General features: G+C 41.4%; 14 protein-coding genes. 8 read left to right on the forward strand and 6 right to left on the reverse strand.

Features of this window, described 5'->3' with window-relative positions; genetic code table 11:
- Positions 1-13 precede the first annotated feature (13 nt).
- On the forward strand, positions 14-1423 hold the full coding sequence (locus tag WKF66_RS15615) for an alpha-L-fucosidase (protein ID WP_489675403.1): 1410 nt from the start codon (positions 14-16) through the stop codon (positions 1421-1423).
- Between the two features lie 23 nt (positions 1424-1446).
- Here the strand turns inward: WKF66_RS15615 and WKF66_RS15620 are convergent, their stop codons facing one another.
- On the reverse strand, positions 1447-2490 hold the full coding sequence (locus WKF66_RS15620) for an NAD(P)-dependent alcohol dehydrogenase (protein WP_489675404.1): 1044 nt from the start codon (positions 2488-2490) through the stop codon (positions 1447-1449).
- Positions 2491-2635: 145 nt separating this feature from the next.
- Between WKF66_RS15620 and WKF66_RS15625 the strand changes: the two genes are divergently transcribed.
- A complete protein-coding gene (locus tag WKF66_RS15625) occupies positions 2636-3715 on the forward strand; it encodes an NAD(P)-dependent alcohol dehydrogenase (RefSeq protein ID WP_489675405.1) in 1080 nt (359 codons plus the stop codon).
- Positions 3716-3783: 68 nt separating this feature from the next.
- Positions 3784-3960, forward strand: coding sequence for a hypothetical protein (locus WKF66_RS15630; protein WP_489675406.1), 177 nt, complete (start codon positions 3784-3786; stop codon positions 3958-3960).
- 8 nt (positions 3961-3968) lie between these two features.
- Here WKF66_RS15630 and WKF66_RS15635 read toward each other — a convergent pair whose 3' ends face one another.
- The 3 genes from WKF66_RS15635 to WKF66_RS15645 form a co-directional block, all read right to left on the reverse strand.
- Positions 3969-4364 carry a VOC family protein gene (locus WKF66_RS15635; RefSeq protein WP_489675407.1) on the reverse strand — a complete coding sequence of 132 codons (396 nt, stop codon included), beginning with the start codon at positions 4362-4364 and terminating at the stop codon, positions 3969-3971.
- 102 nt (positions 4365-4466) lie between these two features.
- Positions 4467-5357: a hypothetical protein gene (locus tag WKF66_RS15640; protein WP_489675408.1), complete on the reverse strand. Its 891-nt coding sequence runs from the start codon at positions 5355-5357 to the stop codon at positions 4467-4469.
- Positions 5358-5368: 11 nt separating this feature from the next.
- Positions 5369-5590, reverse strand: a complete 222-nt coding sequence (locus WKF66_RS15645; RefSeq protein WP_489675409.1) for a hypothetical protein — start codon at positions 5588-5590, stop codon at positions 5369-5371.
- A gap of 373 nt (positions 5591-5963) precedes the next feature.
- On the opposite strand from WKF66_RS15645, the gene pxpB reads away from it, so the two are divergent.
- Genes pxpB through WKF66_RS15665 form a run of 4 tightly spaced genes read left to right on the forward strand, consistent with a single transcriptional unit; the run spans position 5964 to position 9636 of the window.
- Positions 5964-6716: a 5-oxoprolinase subunit PxpB gene (gene pxpB / locus WKF66_RS15650; RefSeq protein WP_489675410.1), complete on the forward strand. Its 753-nt coding sequence runs from the start codon at positions 5964-5966 to the stop codon at positions 6714-6716.
- Positions 6697-7689 carry a 5-oxoprolinase subunit C family protein gene (locus tag WKF66_RS15655; protein ID WP_489675411.1) on the forward strand — a complete coding sequence of 331 codons (993 nt, stop codon included), beginning with the start codon at positions 6697-6699 and terminating at the stop codon, positions 7687-7689. The genes pxpB and WKF66_RS15655 overlap by 20 nt, the downstream gene beginning before the upstream one ends.
- Positions 7690-7697: 8 nt before the next feature.
- Positions 7698-8462, forward strand: coding sequence for a LamB/YcsF family protein (locus tag WKF66_RS15660; protein ID WP_489675412.1), 765 nt, complete (start codon positions 7698-7700; stop codon positions 8460-8462).
- Positions 8425-9636 (forward strand): NRAMP family divalent metal transporter, encoded by a 1212-nt coding sequence (locus tag WKF66_RS15665; RefSeq protein ID WP_489675413.1) that lies wholly within the window; start codon positions 8425-8427, stop codon positions 9634-9636. The genes WKF66_RS15660 and WKF66_RS15665 overlap by 38 nt, the downstream gene beginning before the upstream one ends.
- A gap of 3 nt (positions 9637-9639) precedes the next feature.
- Here WKF66_RS15665 and msrA read toward each other — a convergent pair whose 3' ends face one another.
- Both msrA and WKF66_RS15675 read right to left on the reverse strand, forming a co-directional pair.
- A complete protein-coding gene (gene msrA, locus WKF66_RS15670) occupies positions 9640-10128 on the reverse strand; it encodes a peptide-methionine (S)-S-oxide reductase MsrA (protein WP_489675414.1) in 489 nt (162 codons plus the stop codon).
- Between the two features lie 79 nt (positions 10129-10207).
- The gene (locus WKF66_RS15675; protein WP_489675415.1) at positions 10208-11740 is read right to left on the reverse strand and encodes a DEAD/DEAH box helicase; all 1533 of its coding nucleotides are present in this window, start codon (positions 11738-11740) and stop codon (positions 10208-10210) included.
- 132 nt (positions 11741-11872) lie between these two features.
- Here WKF66_RS15675 and WKF66_RS15680 point away from each other — a divergent pair, with 132 nt between their 5' ends.
- Positions 11873-12319: a ferritin-like domain-containing protein gene (locus tag WKF66_RS15680; protein ID WP_489675416.1), complete on the forward strand. Its 447-nt coding sequence runs from the start codon at positions 11873-11875 to the stop codon at positions 12317-12319.
- Positions 12320-12375: the final 56 nt, after the last annotated feature.

Consider the following 12375-nt stretch of genomic DNA (forward strand, 5'->3'; position numbering starts at 1 on the left):
AAACTCAGTTTAAATGAAAATAAAATCCTTAGTACTTACTGCCTTTCTCTTTGCAAGTATCGCTTTGAATGCTCAGGCACAACTACTCAGCCCTGGCCCTGAAGCCGCAAAACTAAATACATTGCAACAACGGTTTGTAGACGATCGTTTTGGAATGTTTATTCATTTTAACATGCCTACTTACCTCAATCAGGATTGGCCAGATCCGGAGGCTTCACCAGAACTGTTTAACCCTAAAAAAATGGATGCAAATCAATGGGCTAAAGCGGCTAAATCGGCAAACATGACATATGGATGCTTGACTACCAAGCACCACAGTGGATTTTGTATCTGGGATACCAAAAGCACCGATTATAATGTCATGAACAGTCCCTACAAAAAGGATGTGGTAAAACAGTTTGCTGATGCTTTCCGTGCTAATGGACTAAAGGTGATGCTCTACTACTCCATTTTAGATACGCATCATAAACTGCGCCCTAACCAGATCACTCCTGATCATATTAAAATGATCAAGACACAGATCACGGAACTATTGACCAAATATGGTAAAATCGAAGCCCTAATTATCGATGGATGGGATGCGCCATGGTCTAGGATATCTTATGATGACGTACCTTTTGACGACATCTATCACCTGGTAAAATCCTTGCAACCGGAGTGCTTGATGATGGACTTGAACGGAGCAAAATATCCAGCTGAAGGTTTATACTATACCGATATCAAAACCTATGAAATGGGTGCCGGACAACGTATGTCTGCCGACGCCAAAAGAATGCCGTCCTTGGCATGCCTTCCAATAAATACCTCCTGGTTTTGGAAAACCGATTTCCCTACAGTCCCGGTTAGAGATATCGACAAATTAGTAACAGAGACGATTGTTCCTTTAAATAACAATAGCTGTAATTTCATTTTGAATGTAGCGCCAAACCGTGATGGGTTAATTGACGAAAATGCCTTAGAAGGATTGAAGAAAATCGGTAAACTATGGAAAAATGAGGGTCCGACTGTTAAACTGGCTCCACTAGACCTGCCGATTATTGCCAGTAATATTGCTTTGAAGCAAGCTGCGAATTCAAGCTGGAGCAACGATATGGATATTATGGACTTTGCAACTGATGATGACTACCATTCATCCTGGCGCTCCAGTCCAACAGTTAAAAAACCCTGGTTTGAGCTCGATTTTAAGAATGGAAAGGGATTCAATACGATCGTTGTTGCAGAGCAAAAGGCAAATATCAAAAGCTATAAGCTTGATTATTGGGATGGTGCAGCCTGGAAAGAAATTTTTAATGGAGAGAACGTTTCGCAGATTAAGCTGCACAGGTTTCAACGGGTATGGGGCAGTAAAGTGAGAATTCAGATAGAAACGTATAATAGTACTCCTTCTATCGCAGAGTTTCAAGTGTTTGATGAAAGGAGATAGCCTAAGGCTATCTCCTTAAAAGATTAAAGTGTTGCAATGTCAATTACAAAACGATAGCGTACATCACCTTTTTCCATGCGCTCATAAGCTTTCTGGATATCTTTGATATCGATCATTTCAATTTCTGAAACAATGTTATGCTCTGCACAGAAGTCAAGCATTTCCTGAGTTTCGGCAATACCGCCGATACCAGAGCCAACTAAGCTTTTTCGTCCGCCTAATAAGCTGAATGCCGATATTGCGGCAGGCTTAGATGGAGCGCCTACGCAAATGTGAACTCCATCTGTTTTTAAAAGTGACAAGTACATGTTGAAATCATGTTCAGCAGATACTGTGTCAAGAATAAAATCGAAAGAACCCATTGCCGCTTTTACCTGTGCTTCATCTTTTGTAACCACAAAGTGATGAGCACCTAGCTTTTTAGCATCTTCTTCTTTAGCAGGTGAGGTGCTTAACACCGTAACCTCAGCTCCAAAGGCAACCCCGAATTTCACTGCCATGTGACCAAGACCGCCTAATCCAAGTACTGCAAGTTTATGGCCTTCTCCTACTTTCCAATGTCTTAAAGGAGAATAGGTAGTGATACCAGCGCACAATAGTGGCGCTACTGCTGCCAAGTCCAGTTTATCTGAAATGTGTAATACAAATTCTTCCCTCACTACTATGGTTTTTGAATAACCACCGTAGGTTGGCGATGAGCCGTCACGTTCCATACTGTTGTAAGTTCCGGTATTTCCTTCCAGACAATACTGCTCAAGGTCTTTTTTACAGTTCTCACAAGTCTGACAAGAGTCAACCATGCAACCTGTTCCGGCAAGATCTCCTACTTTAAAGTTCGTTACGTCGCTGCCTACTTTTACCACACGGCCAACTATCTCATGCCCTGGTACCATAGGGAAGATCCCTGGAAACCAGTCATTATTTACCTGATGTAAGTCTGAATGACAAACCCCACAGAACAGGATGTCGAATTGTACATCATTCGGACCAACTTCGCGGCGCTCAAAATCCCATGCTGCTAAGTCTATACCCGGCGTTTGAGCTGCGAATCCTTTTGTTGCTATCATATTATTTTAATTTTTATTTACTTGTTGTGAAGTATTATGAACAAGTTTTACTTGTAAAGATCAGGATCTCCAGCGAGTAAACTTCAATAATCTAAACCTTTGTTTCTATAAAATGTTTGCAATTCACATTACTTAAAATCTAATTATGGAAAAAATTAAAACTATGGGCTACGGTGCTTCCGGATCCCTGATTGGCGGCAAAACGCTAAAGCCAATGGAGTTCGAAAGAGAGCAGCCTAAAGTTGATGAAGTACTGATAGAGGTAATGTATTGCGGTGTTTGTCACTCTGATCTTCACCAGGTAAACAACGATTGGAAGAACACAATTTATCCCTGTGTTCCCGGCCACGAAATTGTTGGAAAAGTTACTAACACCGGTTCAGCAGTGTCTAAATTTAAAGTTGGAGATATTGTCGGTGTGGGATGCATGATCGACTCATGTAAGCATTGCGAACCATGTTTGGAGGGAGAAGAACAATTTTGCGAAGGGCCGGTTGGTCAGACGATGACGTACAACGGTTACTGGCGGCCGGATGGTTCAGGTTTTAACTCTTATGGAGGTTATGCGACCAATATTGTTGTTCAGGAGAAGTTTGTGATGAGCATACCTGAGACCCTGGATGTTAAGGCAGTGGCACCAATTCTTTGTGCTGGTGTTACAACTTACTCACCGCTAAAGCATTTTGGCGTTAAAGCAGGACACAAAGTAGGTGTGATTGGGATTGGTGGATTGGGACACATGGGAGTTAAGATCGCTAAGGCGATGGGCGCTTCTGTTACTGCTATCACCCGCGATGAAACAAAAAAAGAAGCAGCTTTAGCGTTGGGCGCTGATGACGTTCTTCTCTCTGAAGACGAGGATGCCATGGAAGCAAGTGCGGCCAAGTTTGATTTTTTGCTTTGTACTATTCCCTACCCATTTGATGTGAATGATTATATACCCTTGATGAGACGTCGCGGTGCGATGGTTACTGTGGGCTTATTAGGACCATACGACAATGCAACTAATAACATGGAACTGGCTAAGGTGTGTACTACGGTTGGTGGATCAATGATTGGTGGCACGACAGAAACACAGGAAGTATTGGACTTTTGTGCCGAGCACAATATCCTACCCGATGTTGAGATGATCGATATGAAAGATATCAATGATGCATTACAGAAAGTAAAAGATGAAGAAGTTCGCTTTAGATATGTAATTGATATGGCTACTTTGAAAAAGTAATACGATCTGTAAGTAAGCTGCATTAGATTACAGCGTTATGCAGTATATTTCTGATAGGTCTAGGTGGGATGGCACAAGAGCCAAATACATTGGCTTTACCAAATACCCGGCTTATTAGAAATATACCGTATGCGCTGAACGGTCACAAACTACGTTTTTCTGACCTTTCTGTAACTCAAAACGCCACCAAACCGATGACTTTACCGCTTTGGATCCATGGTGGCGACAGGCAAGTTTTAAAATAGGCTTGAAATCAGTCGATGGGATTGTAACTGATCTCCCAATAATTGTTTTCAGGGTCGGTGATGATACCGGAATAACCACCCCAGAATACCTGAGAAGGCTTCCTAATTACGTTTACTTGCTTTATTTCAAGCTCCACAAATATTTCATCAGTCTCTTTTAACGAATTTGTATTAATGGTAAAGTAGGTTTTCGATATGCCATCAATCCCTTGATCATGACGGTCAAGATATTTTGAATGTTGTTGCTGTTGGTAGATAGTAAATGACAGCCCATTTTTCAGCCGGAATATCACAAAATCTTCAGATTCACTTTTGATCTGCCAGCCGAAAGTCTTGAGATAGAAGTTTTTTAACAGGCTTAGATCATTTGCAGCAATAGTTATAGCGTTTATTTGAGCTCTCATACAAGGGTTGACTTACTTATCCAAATATACCGAATTCAGGTAGCATTCTTATCTTACTGAAACGTCACTTTTTAGAAATAATTGCAATTTTGCCCACCCTAATCAAAGCGAGGAGGAAACACCTAAGCGCAAATACGTATACTTATTTTGATAATAAATATTATAAGGGTCTTCCCCATAATATCCTACAGCAGCCATTAGGAAAGCCTTATGCATAAATAGAAAACTGTAATGGAAGGCGGATTCTATATTAATACGTTTTTTAAGGGCTGTAGCTTTATACCCGTCCATTTTATTGATTGCATAAGAAAGCTCGGATATGAACCGCCAGTTTTCATGTTGAACGGTAGATTGTTGCACAGAAAATCGATAGTTCAATCTTGTAAATCCATAATCGTTCTCTAGGGCATTTTCATAATCAAACCAACGGTGCCATTCTAATCCGACTTCATGATTCAATAAAAAGGTTTTAAGATCTACAGACTTCCGCTTTCCAAAATGATAGCTTAGCGTCAGGAAATTGGTGCTAAAATTGCCCGTTCTGGTGTTTACATGGCCATCCGGGTTAAGTGCCTCTCCGTCTTGTCCATTTGAATGATGTGTGAACCGCAATGATGCATACTTATATTCATTCAAATCCTTGTTTAGTTGATAATAAAGCATTCCACCCAATTTTAGACTTGGCGTCCTCACTCCTACAGAACGCTCATCAATTACCTTTACCGTAAAATCTGGTATGAGTGCAAATGAAAGTCTTGAGGAGGTAAATAAAAAATACGAAGTTGTCAATCTTCCTATAAGTACAAAACTAACAGGAGAGCCTATCTCTCCTTTCGGTGAGGTATAGGACATTTCTCTGTTAGCTTTGTAGATCTCCAGAAAAGAGGAATCAATTACAGGCTCATCTGTTAGATTAGCTTCACTTGATAATTGAGCATACGAAGGAACAGTAAACAACAGCCAGCCAACGACTAAATAATATATTCTTTGCACTGCTGTGTTGGCTAATTCGCCAATCGATTTGACATTTCTGTATAACTATCTTTAATATTGATGGTTCTTGCACCTCCTGAATTTCCTTTCTGAATTTTCAGTAGCTTTTTAGACGAGAAAAGAGTGCTGATCACCCCACCTAATGCAATTCCAGCAAGTAAAACTACCGTAAGTTTACCGCTTTGCTTCGTGTCCTGTGCAAGTAAACCTGCTATGGAATCTTTAAATTTCATGACTGTATAAGTTATTTACCAATTATTCGTCTTTTGCATCAGTATTTCCAGCAGCATTTCCTGCAAGACCCTGAGCGTCATCATCTTCTTCCCCCTGATCTATAGTTTCACCTAAACCGTCGTCTATTAACGGCTTTTTGTGACTCTACCCGGAGGTATCAGGTGTAGAAGTATAGTGGCTTTCTTCGTTCTCGGATTTACCGTCTTGTTGATTTTCCATGGTCGTAGATTTATAGTTATACAACAACGCTGTTGCAAAAGGGTTTCCCGATTGATCTGAATATTTCGAGCTCAGGGATCCGCCGCTTATCTTCTATCTTAGCTATTAGAAAGATGTGCTAATATTATCTATTTTAGAGCAAACTTTAGCCTCTTGAGTAACAGCAGCACTTCTTCATCCTCCTTTAGTATTTACGCACTAAATGAACAATCCATAACCGTTGAGTTTGGCAATAGAATGGATCAGCAGGTGTTGCGGACTATAAAAAACTTCGAAGAGCAAATATATGCGAGCCCGTTCCCGGGTCTTGTAACCACAGTAATTGCTTACGTCACTCTAACTGTTCATTACAATGTTGAGCAGGTACTAAATTCTAATATGCAAGGACAAAGTGGCTTTGATAAGGTTTCTAAATATCTTGGTTCAATAAGGGTCCTTGATGGATTAACCGAAGGTATTGAACACGAGCTGATAATGGTTCCAGTTTGCTACGGTTCTGTAAACGGCCCTGACTTAACAAAACTTGCAAAGGACAAGGGTATAGAAGAGTCTTTATTTATAAATCTTCATTCTGCGGCAATCTACAGGGTTTATATGGTTGGTTTTGTACCGGGATTCGCCTATCTGGGAGGTATGGATCCCCTATTGTCCGCTCCCAGAAAAGACAGCCCACGCGCAAAGGTTGCCGCAGGTTCAGTTGGAATCGCAGGACAACAAACCGGAATCTACCCAATGACTACCCCTGGAGGGTGGCAATTGATAGGTAGAACACCTTTGCGGTTATTTGATTCCTCGAAAGCTCAACCAGCCCTATTTAAAGCAGGGGATCTTTTAAAATTCTACCCGATCAGTGTTGAAGAATTTAAATCGCTATCAAACTTCTCGGATGCAGATCACCATTGTTAAACCGGGAATTTTTACTACAGTTCAGGATTTAGGCAGAGTTGCGTATTTGGGTCAGGGTGTTCCTTTGTCAGGCGCAATGGATCGAACATCATGTATCCTTTCTAATCTGGCAGTTGGGAATACTGAGAATGAAGCGACTCTTGAATTTACTTATGCTAATGCTGCATTTACGGCTGATACCGACTTGATGATTTCTTATTGTGGCTATGGCGCAACATTATCGATTAATAACATGTTGATTCCGTCTGTCCGGCCAATATTCATACCAAAAGGCAGTACTGTAAAGCTCGAGAACAACACCACTGGAACCAGAACCTATGTTGCTATTGCAGGTGGTTGGGAACTACCAGAAATTATGGGGAGCAAAAGCACCTATATTACCGGTAACTTTGGGGGCTTCAAGGGTAGATCACTTCTGAAGGGTGATGTTTTAACTTCGGGGAACCCGATGACTTCGACCTCTGAAAAGATTTTCAGCGATTTGTCTAAAGTGAACCCAAACTATCCTTCTTGGTATATCACGCATAGAATACCGAAACCTTATAATGACACCATTCAACTGCGGATAGTTCCCGGACCAGAATTCAGTTGGTTTGACAGCGATTCTATCTTAAGTTTTTTCTCTGAAACGTATACTATCGGCAGAAACGGTAACCGGATGGGCCTGAACTTGAAAGGGAAGAAAATCATCAGAAAGGGCATAGCCGAATTGCTTAGTACAGCAGTTGCACCAGGCACTATTCAAGTATCAGGAGACGGAAGTATAATCATACTGATGTCGGATTGTCAAACTATAGGCGGATACCCAAGAATTGCTCAGGTGGCGGCAGTTGACCTTTCTATATGCGGTCAATTAAAGCCTGATGATAAGATTGAATTCATTGCTATCAGCAAAGAAGAGGCGGAAATTCTTTATCTTGACCAAAGAAAGGATTTTACGAAAATAGCAGCCTCCATAGCCATCAAATATTAAAGATATACATGCTACGAATTGACTTGAATTGCGATATGGGCGAAGGATTTGGGAAATACCAAATGGCCAATGATGAGAAATTGATGGACTATATCACCTCCGCAAATATTGCTTGTGGCTTTCATGCTGGTGACCCTGCAACAATGTACACCACTGTAAAATTGGCCTTGCAAAAGGGTGTGGCCATTGGTGCTCATCCTGGGTTACCAGATCTCCAAGGTTTCGGTCGACGTGAACTAGAAATTACCGACGCCGAAGCCTACCAACTTTGCTTGTATCAAATGGGTGCATTGGATGGTTTTGTGAAAGCGTTAGGTGGATTACTTAATCATGTAAAACCGCATGGAGCCTTATACAATATGGCTGCAAAAGACCTGAATATAGCAAGGGCTCTTGCAACATCTATTAAAGACTTTAATCCAAATCTTAAGCTATACGCTTTAGCGGGGAGTCAAATGATCACTGCAGCGGAAGAAATTGGATTGACAGCAATTTCTGAAGTATTTGCTGATCGGACCTATCAGGATGACGGTAGCTTAACGCCGAGATCAAGTCCAAACGCACTAATTGCAGACAAAAGATTAGCCGCGGAACAGGTTTTAATGATGGTAAAAGAGGGTAAAGTGGTTTCTCAGAATAACCATGTTGTGGCAATTGTTGCTGAAACCATTTGTTTACATGGTGATGCTGAACACGCACTCCCATTTGCCCAGTCGGTGGCGTTTGCACTTAAAAATGAAGGCATCAACATCAAAGCCAGAGATGACGACTAAGAAAAGCAATTGGAGCATTTTGCTGGGCGCAGCTTTCCTGATGGCCTCATCAGCAATAGGACCTGGCTTTTTAACACAAACGGCAGTCTTCACAGAGCAGTTAGGTGCAAGCTTCGCATTTGTGATCTTGCTTTCTATCCTACTTGATGCGATTGCTCAACTGAATATCTGGCGAATCATTGCGGTGGCAGATCAACCTGCGCAGGAAATCGCAAATAAGGTGTTTCCCGGGCTAGGGTACTTCCTTTCCTTTCTTGTATTTCTTGGTGGTCTAGCCTTCAATATAGGTAACATCGCCGGCGCAGGCCTGGGATTAAATGTATTGTTCGGTATAAGCGTTACCCACGGTGCCATGATCAGTGCAATTATAGCGATCGGGATCTTCTATTATAAAGAAGCGGGGAAAGCAATGGACACTTTTGCAAAAACAATGGGGCTACTAAAAATATTCCTTGCTTTATTTATTGCTTACATCAGTGACCCCCCACTGGCCGAGGCGGCTGCCAGGGCGTTCAATCCGACCAAATTTAGTTTCACAGCAGTACTAACCATTGTTGGAGGGACTGTGGGTGGTTACATCACATTTTCTGGAGCTCACCGACTGCTTGACGCAAGGCAGACCGGGATCCATAACTTACCATCGGTAAACAAAGGGGCACTAAGTGCAATTGGACTAGCTTCAGTCATGCGGCTATTGCTTTTCATCGCTGCTTTGGGTGTGGTAAGTACAGGAGCAAAGCTAGATCCTGCAAATCCAGCGGCTTCGGTTTTTCAGTTGGCTAGCGGTGCTTTCGGTTATAAAGTATTTGGATTGGTGATTTGGGCGGCTGGCATTTCATCCGTTGTAGGATCCGCTTACACTTCGATCTCTTTTATAAAGAGTTTTCATCCGACAATCTTGAAATTCAACAGAGAAATAATCACTGGTTTTATTGTAACCTCCTGCCTGATATTCGTGCTTATTGGAAAGCCTATAAAAATTTTGATCGCTGTTGGTGCGATTAACGGCTTGATATTACCTATCGCGTTAGGAGTGATGTTGCTTGCGGCCTACCAGCATAAAATTGTTAGCCAATACAAACAGCCCCTATGGTTGACCATTTCCGGGGCTGCTGTGGTAATAACGATGATTTGGATGGGCTACGGTACTATAATTCAGATGTTCGGCGAATAGTACTTATAATGTCCAGTCAGGTCTCTCGAAATGACAGGTATAGCCATACGGATTCTTTTGCAAGTAATCTTGATGCTCCGCTTCTGCACTCCAAAACTCCGCCTCTGGAACTACCTCGGTAACAATCTTACCCGGCCATTTCCCTGAAGCTTCCATTTCAGTAATTAACGCCTTCGCTGTATCACGTTGATCGTCGTTTGAATAGAAGATCGCGGAACGATAGGATGCCCCAATATCATTTCCTTGTCTATTGCGTGTGGTTGGGTCATGTATTTGAAAGAAGTATTCCAATAACTTGCGATAAGATAACTGCTCAGGATCGAATGTAATTTCTATACCCTCTGCATGATTACCATGATTTCTATAAGTTGCATTAGGAACTTCACCTCCGGTGTACCCTACTACAGTAGATTTTACTCCTGGATAATGGCGGAACAGCTCTTCCACTCCCCAAAAACAACCTCCTGCTAAAACAGCTTTTTCTGTACTCATATATGTGATGATATTTTATTTAAAGTTAGTGTTTTGACATTGGCAAAGATAAATCTAATTGCCTTTGGAATGTAAAAACTCAGACTGCCGCCCTCAACAATTCCCGTCGGCCCATGATCTTCTGTACCAACATTCTTAATTTCGATCGGTAATCATCTTTCAGCCACTCCGTGTAGTTTTTAGTTACCTTACCTAAACATTTTCCATATTGTTTAATCCGCCAGTCAATTTCCTTTTCTAATTCATTACAAAGTGCCAATGCCTCTGTAACCGACTTGCTGTTGTCTACGCACATTAAAGCATGTTGACGAATAGAATCTCTGATAACAATTTTTGCTTTTTGCCCTTTTTCCAAAGCGGTTTGATGAGCGGTTTGTATATCGAATGACAGTTCAACTGTGTTAGGAAATTTGCTGCGCATTTCGGACGGCACCTGATGCGCCTCATAAGTCGTTTTAATACTCATACCCTCGTGATAAGCCTCGGGATGTTCGAAAACCTGTTGCCAGTCAATGGATGCATTCCATTCACCAAAGCGGTCTGTATTATTACCTAAATCAATAATGGAAAATGATTTCTTATTTGGTAGTCTTCTGGACCCCCTGCCAATCATCTGGTGATAAAGCGTAAGTGATGTAGTAGCTCTATTTAAAATTACCGTTTGAATACTTGGCTCATCGAATCCGGTAGTAAGAATTGATACGGAAGTGAGTATTGCCCCTTTTGTTTTCTTTAGCCACTTCAAAATTTCAGCTCTTTCAGAAGGACTCGTCTTGTTATCTAAGTGCCTGATCGGATATCCCAATTTTGTAAAGGTCTCTTCTACGCGCCTCGAAGTAAATATACCATTGTTAAAAATTAAAGTCTTTTTATTACGGGAATGTTGCTGATAGGCATGAACAAGCAAGTCAAGCATAGCTGGTGAGGAATACAACTCGTCTGAAGTACTAACGGTATAATCACCGTGTATGCCTGTTTTGAGTGTATTCAGTTCCACATCGTATCTCCAATTGGTCGGTTTTGCCAGAAATCCCTGCTCAATTAATGACCCTATTTGCTCACCTACTACAAGTTCAGCATAATTTTTATGCATCGGAAGATTTATATCAGAGCTAAATGGGGTTGCGGTAACTCCAATTACCGCCGCGTTCTTAAATTTACCGAAAAGCTTATGAAAGGAATTATGATGCGCTTCATCTACTATTAGCAAACCAATATCATCGGTAATGAATAGCCCTTCGCTGATGCGGTTTTTAAGCGTTTCTACCATAGCTACATAACATTGGTAGCTATCTTTTTTTGGAATTTTCTTTATGGCACTATTTATAATCTTGTTTGCAGTTCCGGTCATTCTTAACGCAGCGGAAGTTTGATTACACAATTCCGTTCTATGAGTTAAAACAATGACTTTCTTGTTGTATTTGGCGATAAAGCGAGCGGCTATTTCTGAGAAGATCACCGTTTTGCCGCCGCCTGTGGGCAACTGGTATAACAGCCTATAGTTTGACATATTCTGTTCCAGCTTTTCGAACAGCGTGCTAATATCACTCTCCTGATAATGGTATAGTCTCTTTGTCGGAATCCGGTTCATTCTTCTTGTTGAAATTTCCATAAGCCTATAACGAGTATTCAAAAAAAATGTTTTTAGCATTTCGGCAGACGGCAGGACCTTAAAATCCAAATGATAAAGTTGTCAAACAAACAAGGGAGCATTGCTGTTATTTCAGATAAAAAAACCCTAACTATGGAAACTACAACAGTTTTAAATCAACTTATCGAACTCAACAATGACCGCTTCGAAGGATTTCAAAAAGCAACTGCTGATATTAAAGATCAGAATATTGACCTCAAATTGATCTTTCAGGAATATAGCGGACAGAGCCATAAGTTTGGTCAGGAATTGACTGCACTTGTTGCGGCATCGGGTGCAGAAGTCGAAACTGGGAACAGTGTTACAGGAACGCTTCACAGAGCATGGATCGACGTTAAGGCTTTATTTGGCGGCGATGACCGTGAAAGTATCTTAAATGAGGCAGAACGCGGAGAAGATGCTATCAAAGCAGCATACAAGTTAGCACTTGAAAGTGGTAATTTGAGTGGAGAAGCACTTACGGTGGTGAGTAGCCAGGCGGAGGCAATTAAAACAGCCCATGACGTCATCAAAGGTCTTAGAGACGCAGCAAAGATTTGATTTACAACAAGTATGTAATAGGAGCCACCTCAGCGTGGCTCTTTTTTTTGTCTAAG

Origin of the sequence: Pedobacter sp., from assembly GCF_037719805.1 — a bacterium.
GTDB lineage: Bacteria > Bacteroidota > Bacteroidia > Sphingobacteriales > Sphingobacteriaceae > Pedobacter.